The following is an 18,735-nucleotide window of genomic DNA, read 5'->3' as shown; positions in this document are numbered from 1 at the left end:
GGCGGCATGGCGACAGCCTCACCCGTCGCGATCGTCGGAATGGCGGTACTGCTTCCCGGCGCTCCCGACCTCGACACGTACTGGCGCAACCTGGTCGACGGCACCGACTCCATCACGGAGGCCCCCGGCCACCGCTGGGACCCGGCCGACTACCCGGAGCGGATCTACTGCCGGCGCGGAGGATTCGTCGACGCCCACGCCACCGTGGACGCCGCGCGGTTCGGCGTGATGCCCGACTCCGTGCCGGGTACCGAGCCCGACCAGCTCATCGCCCTCCAGGTCGCCGCCCGCGCCCTGGCCGACGCGGGCGGCGAGGAGCGACTGCCGGACCGCGAGCGCATCGGCGTGATCCTCGGCCGCGGCGGCTATCTCACACCCGGTCAGGCCCGGCACGACCAGCGGGTGCGCACCGGCCGCCAGCTCGTCACGACCCTGGGGGAGCTGCTGCCCGAGGTGGGCGCCGACCGGCTCGCCCGTGTCGCGGAGGCCTTCGACGCACAACTCGGCCCGGACCGCCCGGAATCGGCCATCGGTCTCGTCCCCAACCTGGCCGCCGCCCGGGTCGCCAACCGGCTCGACCTGCGCGGCCCTGCCTACACCACCGACGCGGCCTGCGCCTCCTCACTGATCGCCGTCGACCAGGCCATCGCCGAACTCGCCACCGGGCGCTGCGACCTGATGCTCGCCGGAGGGGTCCACCATTGCCACGACATCACGCTCTGGAGCGTCTTCGCCCGCCTCGGCGCACTCTCCCGCAGCGAGCGCAGCCGGCCCTTCCACGCGGCCGCCGACGGCATCCTCATCGGCGAAGGCACCGCGATCATCGTCCTCAAGCGCCTCGCCGACGCACAGCGCGACGGCGACCGCGTCTACGCGGTGATCCGCGGCACCGGAGTATCGGCCGACGGCCGAGCCGCGGCCCTCGCGAGCCCCGACCCCGGCGGCCAGATCCGCGCGGTACGGCAGGCCTGGCGCGTGGCGGGCCTCGACCCCGCGGCGCCCGACGCCCTCGGGCTCCTCGAAGCGCACGGCACCGGCACCCCGGCCGGGGACGCAGCCGAACTCGCCACGCTCGGCGAGGTCTTCGGGCCGCGCCAGGGCGAACCGACGGCGGTCATCGGATCCGTGAAGTCGATGATCGGGCATACGATGCCGGCGGCCGGGGCCGCGAGCCTGGTCAAGGCCGCACTCGCCCTCCACCACGGCACCCTGCTGCCGACCCTGCACTGCGAGGACCCGCACCCGCACCTCGACCGCACCCGCTTCGCCCCGATCGCCCAGGCGCGTCCCTGGCCGGGGCCGATGCGCAGGGCGGCCGTCAACGCCTTCGGCTTCGGCGGCATCAACGCCCATGCCGTACTGGAGCAGGCACCGCGGGCGGCTCGCACCGTGGCGCCCCGGCACCCCGGTCTCGCGTCCGCCGCGTCCGCCGCGTCCGCCGCGGCTTCCGAGGGTTCCGCGATCCGCACCCTCACCGACGTACGGGAGCCGGAACACATCCTGCGGCTCACCGCCGACACGCCCGAGCAGCTGGCCGAGGCTCTCGACCGCGATGACGCCGAACTGCTGGCCCAGGCCGACGCCGATCCGCCCGAGGGCCGGACCAGGCTCGCCGTCGTGGCACCAGACGCCCGGCGCCTGGCGCTGGCCCGCCGAGCCGTCGCCAAGGGCAACGCCTGGCGTGGCCGGGGCGATGTGTGGTTCACCCCCGATCCGCTGCTCACGCCGTCGTCGGGCGGGCGGCTCGCCTTCGTCTTCCCGGGCCTGGAGTCCGAGTTCACCCCACGCCTGGCCGAGGTGGCCGAGCACTTCCGGCTGCCGTTCACCGAGACCGAGACCGAAGGCGCCGTCGTCGGCGATGTCGGCCGGCACGGCATCGGCGTGCTTGCGGCCGGCCGTGTGCTGGACGGCGCACTGCGGGCACTGGGCGTCGAACCCGATGCCGTGGCGGGCCACAGCATCGGCGAATGGTCGGCCATGCTCGCCGGGGGCCTCTACGACAGCGCCACCGCGAACGAGCTGCTCGCCGACTTCGACCCCGATGCGCTGCGGGTGCCCGGCGTGGTCTTCGCCGCACTGGGCGCGCCCGCACAGCAGGTCGAGGACCGGCTCCGGGGCCGCCGCGACGTCGTGCTCTCCCACGACAACGCACCCGGCCAGGCCATGATCTGCGGCCCCCGGCAGGCCGTCGAGGAACTGGTCGAGGAGGCGCGCGAGCAGCAGATCATCGCCCGCATCCTGCCGTTCCGCTCCGGCTTCCACACCCCGATGCTGACCGACTACCTCGGCCCGCTCACCGAGGGCGTGCGCTGTGCCCCGGTGCGCGAGGCGCGGGTACCGGTCTGGTCGGGCACGACGGCCGAGCCGTTCCCGGCCGCGCCCGACGAGGTGCGTGAGCTGTTCGTCCGCCACCTCGTCGAACCGGTCAGGTTCCGGCAGCTGACCGAGGCGATGTACGAGGCGGGGTGCCGGGCCTTCGTGCAGGTCGGAGGTGGACAGCTGGGCTCGCTGATCGGCGACACCCTGCACGGGCGCGAGGTGCTGACCGTCGCGGCGGCCGCGTCGCGACGCGGCGGACTCGCCCAGCTGCGGCGCGTCGTGAGCGCGCTGTGGACCGAAGGGCGGCCGGGGGCCGGGGCGGCGCTGTCGCGCGTTCCGTCGTCGGGCGAACCGGGCGCGAATGCCGAGGCTTCCGTGCGGCGGGCCGTCGCCGCGCCGCCGGTGAAGCTCGACCTCGGCGCGGCCTCGGTCTCGCTGCCCGAGCCCGTACGCTCGCAACTGCGCGCGGAGCTGCTCACCGCGCTGGGCCGCTCCACCGCGCACGAGGAGACGAACGACGGGCTCGGAGGGCTCGGCGGGCTCGCCGAACGGTTTCCCGCGGTGGCCGAGCTCCGCGCCGCCCTCACCGAGACGGCGCAGACCGCGGTCACCCTGTTCGCCGGCGCCGGGCTTCGCCGCGACGGCGCGACCGCCCGAGCGGGCGGGGCGGAACCCTCCGCATCGCCGACGACCCTTCGGGCCGCAATGCCGGCAGCCGGGTCGCCGACTCCGGCCGGCCCGGTGCCCGCGGCGGCACGCGTCATACCTCTCTGGGACGGTATCGCCCCCCGCGGCGGTACAACCGCGGGCGGTGGTCGCGTGCCCGGCGACAGTGCAATGCCCGGCGTTGATGCCCCGCCTGGCGACAATGTTCGGCCCGTTGGCGGCACCCTGTCTGGTGCGGGCGGTGCGGGCGGTGCGGGCGGTGCGGGCGGTGCGGGCGGTGCGGGCGGTGCGGGCGGTGCGGGCGTCGACGGCGCCCCGGCCGACGGCTCCGCTCCCGCGACCGGAAGCGTTCCGGCCGAGGTGCGCCGCCACGCACCCACGGCACACCGCAGCCGGCTGCGCGTCGGCGTGGACGAGATGCCGTACCTCGTCGACCACTGCTTCATCCCGCAGCGGCCCGGCTGGTCCGAACTCTCCGACCGGCACCCCGTGGTACCCGCCACCACCGCCCTGCGCCACATGACGGACGCCGCCGAGCGCGCCTTCCCCGGACGCCGCGCCGTCGCCGCGTACGACGTACGCCTGGAGAAGTGGCTGACCGCGGAGCCCGCCGGTGTCGTCGAGGTGGTGGTGACCCCCGAGCCGGACAGCACCCGGGTCAGGGTCAGCCTCGGACCGTACGCCCGCGCGGTCCTCGAACTCTCCGAGGAGCACCCGCAGCGGACGCCCACCCCGTGGCCACGGCCGCGGGGCGAACGGGCCTGCGAGATCCGCGCCGCCGACCTGTACCGGGACCGGTGGATGTTCCACGGCCCCGCCTTCCAAGGCGTCACCGAGCTGACCGGCATCGGCGATGCGCACATCCGCGGCAGGATCACCGTGCCCACGGCACCCGGAGCGCTGCTCGACAACGTCGGCCAGCTGCTCGGCTACTGGATCCTCGCCCAGCACACCGAGCGCCGGGTCGTCTTCCCCGTCGGGATGCGGGGGTTCAGGTTCTTCGGACCCGAACCCGCGCCCGGCACCGGCGTCGACTGCCACGTCAGGATCACGTCCATCACGCGCTCGCTGCTCACCGCGGACATCCAGCTGACCCACGACGACGGCACGGTCTGGGCGGAGATCACCGGCTGGCAGGACCGCAGGTTCACCGTGATGAGCGCGGACCTGCCCGGCGGCTACCCCGAACGCCTCGCCCTGTCCGAAGCACGGCTGGGCGGCTGGGCCCTGCTCACGGACCACTGGCACGACCTCGCCTCCCGCGATCTCGCCGTGCGCACCCATCTGGGCGCCGCCGAACGCTCCGCCTACGGCAGTCACCCGCCGCGCGGCCGCCGCCAGTGGCTGCTCGGGCGCATCGCCGCTAAGGACGCGGTGCGGCACTGGCTGTGGGAGAGGGGTGAGGGCGCCGTGTTCCCCGCCGAGATCGAGATCCGCAACGACCGTGAAGGGCGGCCCTACGCCGTCGGAATGCACGGACGCGAGCTGCCGGACCTCGACCTCTCCGTGGCCCACCGGGCGGACGCTGCCGTCGCCCTCGTGCGTCCGCGCGCCGAGCGTGAGCACCCGGACACGTCGGTGGGCATCGACATCGAGCTGGTCACCGAGCGCGCCGAATCCACCCATCGCGTCGCGTTGGACGCCCGTGAACGCGAACTGCTCACGGAACTCGCCGAGTCGGCGGGGGAGGACGAAGCGGTGTGGTTCACCCGCTTCTGGGCGGCGAAGGAGGCCGCGGCCAAGGCCGAGGGGCACGGGCTGCGCGGCCGGCCGCGCGACTTCGCCGTGGTCTCGGCCAGCCCGTACGGGCTGCTCGTTCGGACCGAGCGGCAGCGTCACCACGTGCGCTGCGAGCACATCTCGACCTCTGTACCCGGATCACCGCACCACCGCTACGTCGTGGCCTGGACGACAAAGGAGTACGCCCTGTGAAAGCCACCGCGCCACCCGATGCTTCCCGAATCCGCACCGAGATAGCCGAGATGATCACCACGGTGCTCGGTGACGGCCTGCTCGACGCGACCGACATAGGCATGGACACCCGGCTCGGCGACGACCTGGAACTGGAGAGCATCGACCTCGTCACACTGGCCGGCCTCCTCGGCGAGTGGTACGGGGCCGACGTCAACCTCGCCGAGTACCTCGCGGGTCTGGAGCTGGACGAGATCATCGAGCTGACCGTTTCGGACCTGGTGACCTACGTGGCCGACGCCCTGCGCGCCGCCGGGACGGGGCGCTGACCATGGCCTCAGTGCGGGCGAACGGAATCGTCCACCACGTACAGCGACTGCCCCACCGCGACAGGGCGCGCGCCCGGACGTCCCGGGGCGCAGGGGGCTCCACAGACGCCGCGGGCTCCATGGATGCCAGGGGCTCCACAGGCGCCGCGGGCTCCACGGGCCACGCGCCCACCGTCGTCTTCCTGCACGGCGCCTTCATCGACAGCCTGGCCAGCTACTACTTCACGCTCGGCCCGCAGTTCGCGGACGCGGGATTCGACGTGGTGATGTACGACCTGCGCGGACACGGACGCAGCGAGCGACCAGCGTCCGGCTACACGCTGGAGGACTTCTCCGCCGACCTCGACGCACTGCTCGACGCCCTCGCCGTTACCGGCCGCGTCCAGCTGGTCGGCAACTCCTTCGGCGGCACCCTCGCGCTGGACTTCGCGGTCCACCATCCGGAACGGGTGGCCGCCGTCACCGTCGTGGAGTCGGGTCCCGCCACACAGAACTGGGCGGCGAGCATGAGCGGAGCGCTGCACCAGGCCACCGCGACCCTGCCCGAACAGGAGGCGCTCGACTGGTTCGTCGCCGAGTACGGGGCCCTCGCCTCGACCCGGCAGGGAGACGCCCGCCACGATGCCCACATCGCGCGACTCGGCCGGAAGGCGGCCCGGCTCATCGCGGCCACCACCATTTCAACGGACATCCACGGCGGACGGCTCCTGACGGATGTCCAGCTCAAGGCGATCGACTGCCCGGTCCTCCTGATCAACGGCCAGGACGGCCTGGTGGGCGGGCAGACCGAGCATCTGGCCGGGCTGCTGCAGGACTGCGAGGTCGCCGTGGTGCCGGGCCAGAAGCACTCGGTACTTGTGGAAGCCTCCGACGAGGTCGGGGCGCTCGCCCTGGAGTGGGCGCTGCGCCGGACCGCACATGGGGCAGGTGACGTATGAGGCGCTTCCTCTTCGTCGCGCCGCCGCTCGCCGGGCATATCAATCCCGCCGCGGCCGTCGCCGCCGAGCTCGTCGAGCGCGGGCACTCCGTCGCCTGGGCCGTACCGCCCGGAGCATCCGAAGGCCTGGCCGCCGCGGGCGCGCGGATCTTCCCCTGCGCCGGTCCGGTGCGGATCGACGACCGGCCGCGGGAACTGCGTGGCGTCGCGGCGCTCAAGTACCTGTGGAGCGACTTCTTCGCACCGCTGGCCCACGCCATGGCGCCCGGAGTGACCACCGCCGTCATGGAGTTCGGCCCCGACCTGCTCGTGGTCGACCAGCAGACCGTTGCGGGCGCCCTGGTCGCCGAACGCCTCGGCGTTCCCTACGTGACCTCGGCGACCACCTCGGCCGAACTCACCGGCAGCCTCTCCGGCCTGCCGAAGGTGGACCAGTGGATCACCGACCTCCTTGACGGGCTGCGGCTCGGCCTCGGCGACCCCTCGGCCCGCCACGACCTGCGCTTCTCGCCCCGGCTCTCCCTGGTCTTCTCCACCCCCGAACTCACCGGCCAGGTCGTACGGTCACCCGGCCCGCTGCGGTTCTTCGGACCCGCGCTCGGCGCCCGCGACGGCTTCCCGGGGTTTCCCTGGGAGTGGGTGGACCGCGATGACGGACGGGCCCTCGCCCTGATCTCGCTCGGCACCGCCAACGCCGAGGTGGGCGGGCGCTTTCTCGCCGAGTGCGTGAAGGCCGCACGAGCGCGCTCCGACCGCCTGAGGGCGATCGTCGTCGACCCGGGCGAGGCCCTGCGGCGACAGCCGTCGGACCACCTCGACGACGATGTGCTCATCCTGCCCGCGGTGCCTCAACTCGCCCTCCTGGCCAGGGCGGACGTCGCGATCTGCCACGCCGGACACAACACCGTCACCGAGGCCCTGTGGCACGGCGTCCCCCTGATCGTCGCCCCGATCAGGGACGACCAGCCCGTCGTCGCCGCCCAGGTCACCTCGGTCGGCGCGGGTGTCCGCCTGCGCTTCGGGCGCTCCGATGCCGAACGGGTCGGTTCCGCGCTCGACACCGTGCTCGGCGATCCGGACTTCACCGAGGCCGCCCGCCGTATCAGCCACTCCTTCCGCGCCGCCGGCGGCACCGCTGCAGCCGCCACCTGCCTGGAGCGCATCGCCACCGAAGAACAGGAGAACTCATGGCACGGACTGCTGAGATAGCCGAGCGCAGACCGCGGTACCAGGCCGATCTGGCCCGGGGAACCGAACGCTTCTTCCTGCCGCGGCGCACCACATGCCCGTGGTGTGCGTCGCCGCGCCTGAAGCGCCGTCTGCGCACCCGTGACCATGTGCAGAACAAGCCGGGTGTCTTCGTCCTGGACGAGTGCCGCGACTGCCGGCACATCTTCCAGAACCCCCGGCTCACCCTCGAAGGACTCGACTTCTACTACCGGGACTTCTACGAGGGCCTGGGCGAGGAGTCCACGGCCAAGATGTTCGAGGGCCGGGGCAGCACCAAACGCTTCCGCAGGAGCGCACGGGCCCTGCTCCGCCACGCCGATCCGGCCCGCTGGCTGGACGTGGGCACCTCACACGGACACTTCTGCGTGGCGGCGTCCGTTGAACTGCCGGACACCGAGTTCGACGGGCTCGACATGGGGGAGAGCGTCGAACGGGCCGCCAAGGAAGGCCGCATCAGCACGGCGTACCGGGGCCAGTTCACCGAACTCGCCACCGACCTCGCGGGCACCTACGACGTAGTGAGCATGTTCCACTACCTGGAGCACACCCTCGACCAGCGCGCCGAACTCGCCGCCGCACACACCGCGCTCCGCCCCGGCGGCCATCTGCTGATCGAGGTACCCAACCCCGAATCACCCCTGGGCAGGCTGCTCCGCGGCCGGTGGATGCCCTGGTTCCAGCCGCAGCACCTGCACTTCATACCGATCGGCAACCTCTGCCGCGAGCTGGAACGCATCGGCTTCACCGTCGTCACGGCCCAGCGCCGCGGCGACCAGCACATCCCGGTCGACCTGGCCTGCGCCACCTGGTTCTGGGCGAGCCGCGCGATGCCCAAGGAGGACGCCCCCTGGCTCGGGCGCAGACCGGGCAGGGCGGCGGTCGCCCTCCGCTGGGCCGTGGCCCTCACGGCGCTGCCGTTCGTCCTCGTCGCGTACGGGCTCGACCTGGCCCTCGCGCCGCTGACCCGCCGTACCCCGCTGAGCAATGCCTACCGGGTGATCGCCCGGCGGGAGCCCGGCCCCTCCGCACCGGACCCGAACCCCACTCAGGAGACCTAGACATGCCGATCTCGGCACCGCACCGGACCCGGCGACTGGCCACCGTCCTCACGCTGCTCCTCGGAGCCTGCGCCCTGACCGTCACCACATCGAGCGGAGCGCCACAGGAGTCCGCGGCGGGCGAGACGGCCGCGCAGGCCGACTCGCAGGCAGCGGCTCAGGCGGGCACACAACAGACCGCCGCCCAGCTTCCGTCCGACGACTTCTACGTGCCGCCCGCCACCCTTCCCGACGGCGCACCGGGCGACATCATCCGCTCCCGCCGCGTCGACCCCGGCACCCCGACGCCCCGCGAGCTCGCCGATACCTGGCAGGTCATGTACCTGTCCCAGGACGCCCAGGGCAAGCCCATCGCCCTGACCGCCACGGTCCTGGTCCCCAAGGCCGGTTCACCCGCCGACCACCCGATCATCGGCTGGGGCCCCGGCACCCAGGGACCGGCCTTCCGCTGCACCCCCTCCCGCATGATCGCCAAGGGCGCGCTCTACGAGCAGTGGGTGATCAACGACATGCTCAGGGAGGGCTACGCGGTCACCGTTCCCGACTACGAGGGCTACCACCCGCAGCCGGACACCACCTACATGGTGGGCAAGTCGCTCGGCCCCGCCCTCATCGACTCCGTACGGGCGGCCCAGCGGCTGACCGACGCCGGTCTCTCCGCCGACGCCCCGGTCGTGTTCCGCGGCTACTCGCAGGGCGGCGGAGCGGCCATGTGGGCCGGTGAGTTCCAGCCGGACTACGCCTCCGAACTGAACCTCAAGGGCATCGTGGCAGGCGGCGTACCGGCGAATCTGATGGAGCTCGCGCTGCCGCTCAACGGCCGCGCCGGCTCCGGATTCCTCTTCTACGCGCTGATCGGCCTCGACAACGCGTACCCGGAGCTGGAACTCGACGCATCGCTGAACGACGCGGGCCGCGCCATGGTCGCGGACCTCGAGGCGAACGGCTGCGCCCTGGAGATGATCGGGAAGTACGGCCACAAGTCACTCGCCGACCACACCACCCGAGTCCCGCTGCTCGATCCGGAGTGGATGGCCCGCTACACGGAGAACTCCCTCGGCGAGTCGACGAACATCACCGTCCCGGTCCTCCAGTACCACGCGACCAAGGATGCCCTCGTCGAGCCCAACCAGGCCGACGCGCTCCACAAGGCGTACTGCGAGCAGGGCGTGCCCCTGACCTGGAAGACCTACGACACCGACGACCGCGACCCGGTGGTCGACCACCTGTGGCCGATCCAGGCCGCGAACGCCGAGGCCATGACGTACATCGCGGACCGGCTCGCCGACCGGCCGGCGACCACCACCTGCTGAGCCGGTCCGCCCCGGCCGCTTGACCGGTCCGCCCGCCCCGGCATCGCGATTCCCAGTGAGACGAGAGGTGACCCATGGGGTACCACAACAGGCACCGAAGGCCCGAGCGTTGCCGTCTCGGCCGGGGCGTGGCGGGCTCCGCGCTGGTGGCGATGATGCTCGCCGGCCTCACCGCCTCCCATATGCCGGGCGGGGCATCCGCCGCACCGGCCCCGCCCGGAGAAACCGGTGGGGGTACGGGGGAGGGCGACTGGATCCCGCCCGGCGGACCCTCCGCCGACGTCTACCACACCGAACTCCCGCCGCTGCGCGTCCAGCCGGTGGCCGACACCGGGGGCGACGGCCGCGCAAAGGACACCGGTGGCACCCGGACGGACTCCGCGTCGGGCATCCCGGCCTCCGCCCTGGCGGCATACCGGAGTGCCGAGAGCGCCCTGCGGGCCTCGGCCCCCGGCTGCCGACTGCCCTGGCAACTCCTCGCCGCCATCGGAAAGGTGGAGTCGGGGCACGCGCGCGGAGGCCGCGTGGACCGCGGCGGCACCACGCTCAGGCCGATCCTCGGGCCGGTCCTGAACGGCGACGGCTTCGCCCGCATCACCGACACCGACGCCGGCGTGTACGACGGTGACGCGCACTTCGACCGGGCCGTCGGCCCGATGCAGTTCATCCCGTCCACCTGGGCGCGCTGGGGCTCCGACGGCAACGAGGACGGCCGCGCCGATCCGAACAACGTGCACGATGCCGCACTCGCCGCCGGGCGCTACCTGTGCGCCGGTGACCGGGACCTCGCCGTCCGGGCGGACCTGGACCGGGCGATCCTCAGCTACAACCACTCGACCGCCTATCTGCGTACGGTGCTCTCCTGGCTGGACTTCTACCGGGACGGAGTCTCGGAAGTACCCGACGGCAAGGGCGCGTTGCCCCTCAGTCCGGGACCGGGCGGCGAGACACCGGCGAACGGGCCCGTCGGGGACGGCGGCGGGATCGTGGTCGGAGGCCCCCCGTCGGAGCCGGCAGAGACCGGCTCGGCCGTCCCCTCGCCCTCGCCGCCTGCCTCGCCGTCTGCCTCCCCGTCCGGTTCCCCCTCGCCGACCCCTGGTGAGCCGTCGCCGGGCAACCCCGGCGCCACACCGACCGGCCCCACGGCGGGCCCCGACCCTGACCCGTCGAGTCCTGGCCCCAGCCCCAGTCCCGACCCGACAGGCCCCGGTCCCAGCCCGACCCCCAGCCCAGAGCCGACGGAACCCGGTCCCGGCACGTCCAGCCCTGCCCCCAGCCCTTCGGCTCCGGCCCCGAGCCCCACCGAGCCAAGCCCCACCGAGCCAAGCCCCACCGCTCCGAGCCCCACCGCCCCGAGCGCAACCGATCCCGCCCCGAGCCCCGGCGAACCGAGCCCAACCACGCCTGCCCAGCAAGCCGATTGAGAGCAGCGCAACATACAAGCAGGCTTGCCTGCTTGTATGTTGGCGCTCTACCTTGCAGTCATGACCGTGACCGGCATGTCCAGCTCGACGGCGAACGGCGGACGGCGCACCCAGGAGGAGCGCCGCTCTCGCACCCGGTCCCGGCTGCTCGACGCGACCGTCGACTGCCTGGCCGAACTCGGCTGGGCCGGCACCTCCACCACCGAGGTGGCCCGCCGCGCCGGCGTCTCGCGCGGTGCCCAGCAGCATCACTTCCCCACCAAGACTGAGCTGGTCGACGCGGCGGTCGAGCACCTCCTCGAACGGCAACGGCAGGCGTACGAGGCCGCGTTCGCGCAACTGCCGCCCGAGCGGCACAACGTCGAAGGGGCGCTCGACCTGCTCTGGGACGTCTTCCGCTCGCCGCCCGCCAGGGCGCTCCTCGAGCTGGCCGTGGCCTCCCGTACCGACGCCGAACTGCGTGCCCTGTGCAGCGACCTGAACGACCGGGTGCTGCACGTCATCCAGACATCCTTCGAGCAGCTCTTCCCGCGTGCGAACCCCTCCGACGGATCGGTGGTGCTCCCGCTGCGTGCCGTCTACGCGATGTACGTGGGGCTCTCCGTGCAGAACGCGCTCGACGACGACGTCCACGGACATCACCGCGCCGTCGTCGATCAGTTCAAAGCGCTGGCCAGACTGCTCGTCCCCGACTCAGAAGCCGACCCGAGGGACTCCCGACATGACGAAGGCCCCCAAGGATCTCGCCCAGGAGATCCGCGCTGACGTGAAGGACAAGCGCTCCTACCTCGGCGTCATCGACCGCCTCAACAAGGCGTCCGTGGAAAAGCACTGGGAAGCGTACGCGGACATCGCCTGGGACGATCCGGAGATGCGCGTGGACCGGAACGACCCGCGCTGGATCCTGTCCGACGCCGACCGGCTGGGCCGCACCGCCTGGTACCGGGCCCAGCCGGAGCATGTCCAGGCGCAGATCGGTCTCTGGCGCGTCGCCACGATGATGAAGATCGGCCTGCAGTTCGAGAACCTGCTCAAGCGCGGCCTGCTCAACTACGCCTACCGGCTGCCCAACGGCCGACCCGAGTTCCGGTACGTCTACCACGAGACGACCGAGGAATGCCATCACGGCATGATGTTCCAGGAGTTCGTCAACCGCAGCGGGCTGCCCATCCGCGGAATGCCCCGCTCCCTGCGCACCATTGCCGAGGTCACGCCGCTCATCCCACTGATCAACACCGAGCTGTTCTTCGTCTTCGTGCTCGGCGGCGAGGACCCCATCGACTACGTCCAGCGCAAGGCCCTCAAGGAAGGGCACATCAAGCATCCGCTGGAAGAAGCGATCATGCGGATCCACATCGCGGAGGAGGCCCGGCACATCTCCTTCGCCCGCCACTACCTCAGACACCGCGTACCCGGCATGCGCCGCGCCCGGCGCCGCTACCTCGGCCTCGTCACGCCGGTCATCCTGGGCGTCATGGCCCGGATCATGCTCTCCCCGCCGGGCGCGATGGTGCGGCGCTTCTCCATTCCGCCCGAGGTCGTCCGGGAGGCATACGAGTCGGAGACGGCCCGGGAGGAGATCCGCGCCTCGGTCGGCAAGGTCCGCGACCTGATGGCCGAGCTCGGCCTGGTCACCCGGGTGAACAAGCCGCTGTGGAAGGCCTTCGGTATCTGGACCGAGCCCCGCTAGGCCGAGGCCTCGTCAGGCGCCGACCCCGCTGGTGCGACGCGCGGTCGGCGCCTCTTCAGGCCTGCCCGTTCCGTGTCACCGCACCGCTGAGGTGCAGCCGGCCGTCCTCGCCGCGCAACTGGAAGCGTGTGGCGTCCGCGGCGTAGCTCACCGTTCCGGGGAGCAGCACCGGTGCCTTGAACCGCGCGCCGACCCGGACTTCCCCTTCGGCGCCGTGCTCCGCGAGACAGCGGCCGAAGGTCCACATGCCGTGGGCGATGGCGCGGTGGAAGCCGAAGGCCTTCGCCGTCAGGGGGTGCAGGTGGATGGGGTTGCGGTCGCCGGAGACGGCCCCGTAGCGGCGGCCGAGGTCCGCGGGGAGCGTCCACCGGTCCGAGACGGGCAGATCGGGAACCACGGCCAGGGCGGGGTCCGGTCCGCGCCGGTCGTCCGCCGGGGTCCGGTGCTTGGCGAGGTAGGTGCTGTGCGACTCCCACACCGGCTCGCCGCCGAGCCGCGCCTGTGTCACCACGTTCGCCTCGGTGCCACGCCGGTGCGCGCTCAGCCCCTGGGTGAACACGCTGATTTCGAGCGGCAGGCCGGGGCTGAGCGGCCGGTGCTGGGTGATCTCGATCGACGTGTGGACCAGGCCGAGCAGCGGAAGCGGAAAGGCCGGCTCGGCCATCAGCCGCATGGCCAGAGGGAAGCCCAGCAGGTGGGGATAGGTCACGGGGAGTGGTCCCGTGAGCGGGAAGCGGCAGATCCGGCGGTACGCGGCCAGCTTTTTGGGGTCGGCCGACGCGGCGTCGAGCAGGAGCCGGGTGGGCGGGGCGGTGGCGTCCTGCCGTACCCGTTTGAGCGGGGAGAGCAGGGCCCCGCGGGCCAGCAGGGGGCCGAGCCGAGGTGCGGCCGGGAGCGATCGAGTGGTCACGCTGAGGTCTCCAGGGTCCGGTGTGGATCGGTGGGCAGTCGGTCAGCGGTCGGTGTGAGGTCTGCGGTCTGCTGTCTGCGGGATACGGCCGGCAGGTCGTCGGAGTGCGATCTGCGGTGTCGTCGGTGTGCGGCCCGTGTCCGGGCCGTGTCCAGCTTCTGTCCGGGCCGCGGTCGTGCTCAGGCGCCGAGCAGGCTCTGCCCGCACACCCTGACCACCTGCCCGTTGACGCCCTGGGAGCCGGGGCCCGCGAACCAGTTCACCGTTTCGGCGACGTCGACCGGCAGCCCGCCCTGGGCCAGGGAGTTCATGCGGCGGCCCGCCTCACGGATGAACAGGGGGACCGCGGCCGTCATCTTCGTCTCGATGAAGCCGGGTGCGACGGCGTTGACCGTGCAGCCGTGTTCGGCGAGCGCCCGGGGCGCGAGGGAGCGCACCAGGCCGATGATTCCGGCCTTGCTGGCCGCGTAGTTGGTCTGCCCGGCGTTTCCGGCGATTCCGGAGATGGAGGCGGTGGTGATGATCCGGCCTCCCGGGTTGAGCGTCCGCGAGGAGAGCAGTGAGTCGGTCGTGCGCAGGACGCTCGCGAGGTTCACCTCGATCACCGAATTCCAGTGTCCGGCCGGCATGTTGGCGAGCCTGCGGTCCCGGGTGATCCCCGCGTTGTGCACGAGGATGTCGAGGCCGTCGGGCAGTGCCGCGGCGATCCGCTCGCCCGCGTCGTCCTTCGTGATGTCCAGCGGCAGGGTGCCGCCGCCGATACGTTCGGCGACCCGTTCGATGTCCTCACGCGCCGACGGGACATCGAGCACCATGACCCGCGCGCCGTCACGGGCCAGCGTGCTCGCGACCGCCTCGCCGATCCCGCGAGCGCCCCCGGTGACCAGGGCGGTGCGTCCGGCCAGGGGCAGCTCCGGGTCGTACGGCGTGGCCGCGGAGGAGATCTCGACGACCTGCCCGCTGACGTAGGCCGACCGGGGCGAGAGGAGGAACCGCAGCGTCGACTCCGCCGCCCTGGCTCCGTCCTCCGGAATCCGGACCAGATTCGCCGTACGGCCCCCGCCGAGTTCCTTGCCGAGGGCGCGCACGAAACCCTCCAAGGCCTGCTGCGTGGCCGCCTGGTGATGGTCGTCCGCGGAGGGCACGGACCCGAGCAGGACCACCCGACCGCTCGGTGCGATCGAGCGGACCACGGGCCGCAGCTCTTCGTGGACGCCACGGAGGGCATCGGCATCGCGCAGCCCGGAGGCATCGACGACCACGGCCGCGGGGCGCCCGTCACCGGTCTTCAGGCCGGTACGGGCCAGTGCCTCGTCCAGGCCGGGGGCCGGGCTGCCGACGGTCAGGTGCACCAACGGTCCGTCCAGCACGGGATGTTCGCCGGACCAGCGGTGCAGGGCGGCCGGGCGCGGCAGCCCGAGCCTGCGGGTCAGGAACCGGCCGGGGGCCGTGCCGGTGAAGCGCAGGTAGCGGTCGGTCATTGTCAAAACTCCCCGGATCGCCGTAACTTACTTGGTAGTAATCTTACTTCAGAGTCAGGAGTTGGTCGAGATGACAACCGAAGGCCGTACGGTGGAGCGCGTCGCGATCATCGGCGGCTGCCGCATCCCGTTCGCACGCTCCGACGGCCCGTACGCGACCGCCTCGAACCAGGAGATGCTGAGCGCGGCGCTGGAGGGCCTTGTCGAGCGCTTCGGGCTGCGCGGCGAGCTGCTCGGCGAGTTCGTGGCCGGTGCCGTGCTCAAGCACAGCAGGGACTTCAACCTCGCCCGCGAGACACTCCTCGGCTCGGAGCTGGACCCGCGCACCCCGGCCTACGACATCCAGCAGGCCTGCGGCACGGGCCTGCAGGCCGTGATCGCCGCGGCGAACAAGATCGCCCTCGGGCAGATCCGGAGCGCGATCGCGGGCGGCACCGACACCGCCAGTGACGCACCACTGGGCGTCAACGACCGGCTGCGGAGGATTCTTCTGGAGGCGCGCCGCGCGAAGACCACCGGAGCGCGGCTCAAGGCGCTGTCCCGCATCAGGCCCGGTCATGTGGTCCCCGACATTCCGCGCAACGCGGAGCCGCGCACCCACCTCTCCATGGGCGAGCACGCGGCGGTGACCGCCCGCGCGTGGGGCATCACCCGCGAGGCCCAGGACGAGCTGGCCGCCACGAGCCACCAGCGGCTCGCGGCCGCGTACGAGCGGGGCCTGATGCGGGATCTCGTCGTTCCGTTCCGCGGGGTCGCCAAGGACCAGAACCTGCGGCCCGGCTCGACGGTGGACAAGCTCGCGAAGCTCAAGCCCGTGTTCGGCACCGACGGCCCCGAACCCACCATGACCGCGGGCAATTCGACTCCGCTGACGGACGGCGCGGCGACCGTGCTCCTTGCGAGCGAGGAATGGGCGCGGGGGCGGAACCTGAAACCGCTGGCCTACCTCACCGCGTACGAGACGGCTGCGGTCGACTTCGTCGACGGGGATGTCCGCGGCGGCGAGGACGGCCTGCTCATGGCGCCCGCGTATGCCGTGCCGCGGATGCTGGAACGCGCCGGGCTCGGGATGGAGGACTTCGACTTCATCGAGGTGCACGAGGCATTCGCCTCCCAGGTCCTGGCGACGCTGGCGGCATGGGAGAAGCGGGGCCTGGCCCCGGTGGACCGGGACCGGCTCAACGTGGCGGGCTCCTCGCTCGCCGTCGGCCACCCCTTCGCGGCGACCGGCGCCCGGATCGTCGCGACACTTGCCACGCTCCTGGCCGAACGTGAAGGCCCTTGCCGCGGCCTGATCTCCATCTGTGCCGCGGGCGGGCAGGGGGTGACGGCGATCCTCGAACGCGCCTGAGAAGAAGCGGCCCTTCTCCGCGCGCGTACCCGAGGGGTGCGCGCCTCAGGATGGCCCGCACATGATCACCGGCGGTCCTGTGATCACGGCCGCCGACGAGCTCGGCGCGGCTGAAGCCCGGCTTCGGCAGGGTGCTTGCCCGGTCGGGCTGTCGCCGGCGTCGTGCGGCGCGGAGTTCGATCAGCGCCCAGCGGTAGCGGTCCGGGTACTCCTGCGGCGCGATGAATCGACGCAGTACGGCCTCGGCGCGGTCGCCCCGCCCGGACTGCCGGCGCGGATCCTACGGGCGACCTGACGCGCCGAAGGGCGGCGCACGAGGGCAGCGACTTCACACAAGGTCCTCGCCTTCTCCGCGGTCATCATCGACCGTCTTCGAGGTTTGCGGGCCACTGTGCCTCCTGTCCATGGGAACGACACGGGACCGCCCCGCCGCGTTCACCGCGGACGCCATCTGGGCATGTCACGGTCAAAGTGCCTCAACGGTCAACCCGCGTAGAACGCCGTCCTCTTGGAGGTGCCCGTGACCGTCCCGCCTCGCACGCCGATCCGAATACACCGCTTGAAGAGCCTCGCCCTCGCAGCCGCCGCCTTGCTCGTCGGCGTCACCTCGTCGGCGGCCGCCTCGTCCCCCTCTCCGGCCGCCGCCGACACGTACTACCAGGACGCGATCGGCAAGACCGGTCCCGCGTTGAAGAGCGCGCTGCACACGATCATCAGCGACCAGGACAAGCTCTCGTACTCCGCCGTCTGGAACGCCCTCAGGGTCACCGACCAGGACCCGGACAACAGCGGCAACGTGATCCTGCTGTACAGCGGCCTCTCCCGCAGCAAGTGGCTCAACGGCGGCGACGTCGGCGACTGGAACCGCGAGCACGTCTGGGCCAAATCCCACGGCGGCTTCGGCACCTCGACGGGCCCCGGCACAGACCTGCACCACCTGCGACCCACGGACGTCCAGGTCAACAGCATCCGGGGCAACAAGGACTTCGACAACGGCGGCAGCCCGGTCAGCGGAGCCCCCGACAGCTGCACCGACTCGAACTCCTTCGAACCCCGCGACCCTGTCAAGGGCGATGTAGCCCGCATGATCCTCTACATGGCGGTCCGCTACGAGGGTGACGACTCCTGGCCGGACCTGGAGACCAACGACTTCGTCAGCAACGGCAGCACCCCGTTCACGGGCCGCATCTCCGTACTCAAGGCATGGAGCGCCCAGGATCCGCCTGACGCCTTTGAGGAGCGGCGCAACAACATCATCTACACGAACTACCAGGGCAACCGGAACCCGTTCATCGACCACCCGGAGTGGGTCGAGTCAATCTGGTAGCAGCGTCAGCATCGCCGGTCCAGCCTTGCCTGGGCCAGCATCCACCCCGCCCCTTCCCGGGCGAAGATGTGGTCTCGCCGGGAAGGACCACGATGGCCGACGCGGTCGCCCGGCACGTCGCCGAACGCCCCGCGGCCGTCGCCGGGCGCAACACCCTTGTTTGCCGCAGGTGACGTGTTCATGCCGGCAACTCCCGGGACGGTGACCACGTAAGCGGGCGTGGCCGGCGCGTCCAGGCGGTGGGCAGGGCCGAGTCCGGAGCTGCTCACCGCCACGGAGCTAACGCAGGGACTTGACTTCAATCGCCGGGCAGCGGTCCATCACCATGTCCAGGCCCGCCGCCCGCGTCCGCTCGTAGGCCTGCTCGTCGATCACACCCAGCTGGAACCAGACCGCCCGCGCGCCCTTGGCGACGGCCTGGTCGGCGATGTCGCCGGCCAGGTCGCTGTTGACGAAGACGTCCACCACGTCGACGTCGAAGGGGATGGCGTCGAGCGAGGGGTAGCCCTGCTCCCCGTGGACCGTCTCCGCCTTGGGGTGCACGGGCACGACGCGCTTGCCGAAGTCCTTGAGGACCCGGGCGACTCCGTAGGCGGCGCGCTCCCGGTTGTTCGAGAGACCCACGACGGCCCAGGTGTCGCCCGACTCCGTGAGGATCCTGCGGATGGTCGCCTCGTCGGCGTACATGGACGGCTCCTTCTGCGGTGACGGTCGCGCGGCAAAGGTGCGCGCAAGGACCAGAACGTACGGCCGGGGCCGGCGATTCCCCCGCCGGCCCCTCGGGTCCGC

General features: G+C 72.1%; 14 protein-coding genes. 11 read left to right on the top strand and 3 right to left on the bottom strand.

Annotated elements, in window-relative coordinates; translation table 11 throughout:
- The first annotated feature begins 6 nt into the window (after nucleotides 1–6).
- The 9 genes from ACLF6P_RS10120 (at nucleotide 7) to ACLF6P_RS10080 (ending at nucleotide 12,877) form a co-directional block, all read left to right on the top strand.
- Nucleotides 7–4,917 (top strand): type I polyketide synthase, encoded by a 4,911-nt coding sequence (locus ACLF6P_RS10120; protein ID WP_415949619.1) that lies wholly within the window; start codon nucleotides 7–9, stop codon nucleotides 4,915–4,917.
- On the top strand, nucleotides 4,914–5,225 hold the full coding sequence (locus tag ACLF6P_RS10115) for an acyl carrier protein (RefSeq protein WP_415949618.1): 312 nt from the start codon (nucleotides 4,914–4,916) through the stop codon (nucleotides 5,223–5,225). Before ACLF6P_RS10120 ends, ACLF6P_RS10115 begins: the two co-directional genes overlap by 4 nt.
- A gap of 119 nt (nucleotides 5,226–5,344) precedes the next feature.
- On the top strand, nucleotides 5,345–6,163 hold the full coding sequence (locus tag ACLF6P_RS10110) for an alpha/beta fold hydrolase (RefSeq protein ID WP_415949617.1): 819 nt from the start codon (nucleotides 5,345–5,347) through the stop codon (nucleotides 6,161–6,163).
- Nucleotides 6,160–7,371, top strand: a complete 1,212-nt coding sequence (locus ACLF6P_RS10105) for a glycosyltransferase (protein ID WP_415949616.1) — start codon at nucleotides 6,160–6,162, stop codon at nucleotides 7,369–7,371. Before ACLF6P_RS10110 ends, ACLF6P_RS10105 begins: the two co-directional genes overlap by 4 nt.
- The gene (locus tag ACLF6P_RS10100) at nucleotides 7,350–8,450 is read left to right on the top strand and encodes a class I SAM-dependent methyltransferase (RefSeq protein WP_415949615.1); all 1,101 of its coding nucleotides are present in this window, start codon (nucleotides 7,350–7,352) and stop codon (nucleotides 8,448–8,450) included. The genes ACLF6P_RS10105 and ACLF6P_RS10100 overlap by 22 nt, the downstream gene beginning before the upstream one ends.
- A 2-nt stretch (nucleotides 8,451–8,452) precedes the next feature.
- Nucleotides 8,453–9,763: a lipase family protein gene (locus ACLF6P_RS10095; RefSeq protein ID WP_415949614.1), complete on the top strand. Its 1,311-nt coding sequence runs from the start codon at nucleotides 8,453–8,455 to the stop codon at nucleotides 9,761–9,763.
- Nucleotides 9,764–9,837: 74 nt separating this feature from the next.
- The gene (locus tag ACLF6P_RS10090; RefSeq protein WP_415949612.1) at nucleotides 9,838–11,187 is read left to right on the top strand and encodes a lytic transglycosylase domain-containing protein; all 1,350 of its coding nucleotides are present in this window, start codon (nucleotides 9,838–9,840) and stop codon (nucleotides 11,185–11,187) included.
- Nucleotides 11,188–11,247: 60 nt separating this feature from the next.
- The gene (locus ACLF6P_RS10085) at nucleotides 11,248–11,952 is read left to right on the top strand and encodes a TetR/AcrR family transcriptional regulator (protein ID WP_415949610.1); all 705 of its coding nucleotides are present in this window, start codon (nucleotides 11,248–11,250) and stop codon (nucleotides 11,950–11,952) included.
- On the top strand, nucleotides 11,909–12,877 hold the full coding sequence (locus ACLF6P_RS10080) for an AurF N-oxygenase family protein (RefSeq protein ID WP_415949609.1): 969 nt from the start codon (nucleotides 11,909–11,911) through the stop codon (nucleotides 12,875–12,877). Before ACLF6P_RS10085 ends, ACLF6P_RS10080 begins: the two co-directional genes overlap by 44 nt.
- 55 nt (nucleotides 12,878–12,932) lie before the next feature.
- Here ACLF6P_RS10080 and ACLF6P_RS10075 read toward each other — a convergent pair whose 3' ends face one another.
- A complete protein-coding gene (locus ACLF6P_RS10075) occupies nucleotides 12,933–13,787 on the bottom strand; it encodes a MaoC/PaaZ C-terminal domain-containing protein (RefSeq protein ID WP_415949608.1) in 855 nt (284 codons plus the stop codon).
- Nucleotides 13,788–13,966: 179 nt separating this feature from the next.
- On the bottom strand, nucleotides 13,967–15,268 hold the full coding sequence (locus tag ACLF6P_RS10070) for a 3-oxoacyl-ACP reductase (protein WP_415949607.1): 1,302 nt from the start codon (nucleotides 15,266–15,268) through the stop codon (nucleotides 13,967–13,969).
- Between the two features lie 70 nt (nucleotides 15,269–15,338).
- On the opposite strand from ACLF6P_RS10070, the gene ACLF6P_RS10065 reads away from it, so the two are divergent.
- Both ACLF6P_RS10065 and ACLF6P_RS10060 read left to right on the top strand, forming a co-directional pair.
- The gene (locus ACLF6P_RS10065; RefSeq protein WP_415949606.1) at nucleotides 15,339–16,619 is read left to right on the top strand and encodes an acetyl-CoA C-acetyltransferase; all 1,281 of its coding nucleotides are present in this window, start codon (nucleotides 15,339–15,341) and stop codon (nucleotides 16,617–16,619) included.
- 559 nt (nucleotides 16,620–17,178) lie between these two features.
- The gene (locus ACLF6P_RS10060; protein ID WP_415949605.1) at nucleotides 17,179–17,946 is read left to right on the top strand and encodes an endonuclease I family protein; all 768 of its coding nucleotides are present in this window, start codon (nucleotides 17,179–17,181) and stop codon (nucleotides 17,944–17,946) included.
- A 279-nt stretch (nucleotides 17,947–18,225) separates the two neighbouring features.
- On the opposite strand, the gene ACLF6P_RS10055 is transcribed toward ACLF6P_RS10060, so the two are convergent.
- On the bottom strand, nucleotides 18,226–18,633 hold the full coding sequence (locus ACLF6P_RS10055; RefSeq protein WP_415949604.1) for a CoA-binding protein: 408 nt from the start codon (nucleotides 18,631–18,633) through the stop codon (nucleotides 18,226–18,228).
- Between the last annotated feature and the right edge of the window lie 102 nt (nucleotides 18,634–18,735).

The organism is Streptomyces lothianensis (assembly GCF_047779955.1).
Taxonomy (GTDB): domain Bacteria; phylum Actinomycetota; class Actinomycetes; order Streptomycetales; family Streptomycetaceae; genus Streptomyces.
The sequence above is the reverse complement of the archived record's forward strand: the minus strand, read 5'-3'. Positions and strand labels throughout refer to the sequence as shown.

Excerpts from the sequence above, each read along its gene's own strand:
- ACLF6P_RS10085 (WP_415949610.1), top strand. The coding sequence starts at position 11,248 with ATGACCGTGACCGGCATGTCCAGCTCGACGGCGAACGGCGGACGGCGC.
- ACLF6P_RS10110 (WP_415949617.1), top strand. The coding sequence starts at position 5,345 with ATGGATGCCAGGGGCTCCACAGGCGCCGCGGGCTCCACGGGCCACGCG.
- ACLF6P_RS10090 (WP_415949612.1), top strand. The coding sequence starts at position 9,838 with ATGGGGTACCACAACAGGCACCGAAGGCCCGAGCGTTGCCGTCTCGGC.
- ACLF6P_RS10055 (WP_415949604.1), bottom strand. The coding sequence starts at position 18,633 with ATGTACGCCGACGAGGCGACCATCCGCAGGATCCTCACGGAGTCGGGC.
- ACLF6P_RS10095 (WP_415949614.1), top strand. The coding sequence starts at position 8,453 with ATGCCGATCTCGGCACCGCACCGGACCCGGCGACTGGCCACCGTCCTC.
- ACLF6P_RS10120 (WP_415949619.1), top strand. The coding sequence starts at position 7 with ATGGCGACAGCCTCACCCGTCGCGATCGTCGGAATGGCGGTACTGCTT.
- ACLF6P_RS10070 (WP_415949607.1), bottom strand. The coding sequence starts at position 15,268 with ATGACCGACCGCTACCTGCGCTTCACCGGCACGGCCCCCGGCCGGTTC.
- ACLF6P_RS10080 (WP_415949609.1), top strand. The coding sequence starts at position 11,909 with ATGACGAAGGCCCCCAAGGATCTCGCCCAGGAGATCCGCGCTGACGTG.
- ACLF6P_RS10105 (WP_415949616.1), top strand. The coding sequence starts at position 6,160 with ATGAGGCGCTTCCTCTTCGTCGCGCCGCCGCTCGCCGGGCATATCAAT.
- ACLF6P_RS10065 (WP_415949606.1), top strand. The coding sequence starts at position 15,339 with ATGACAACCGAAGGCCGTACGGTGGAGCGCGTCGCGATCATCGGCGGC.
- ACLF6P_RS10100 (WP_415949615.1), top strand. The coding sequence starts at position 7,350 with ATGGCACGGACTGCTGAGATAGCCGAGCGCAGACCGCGGTACCAGGCC.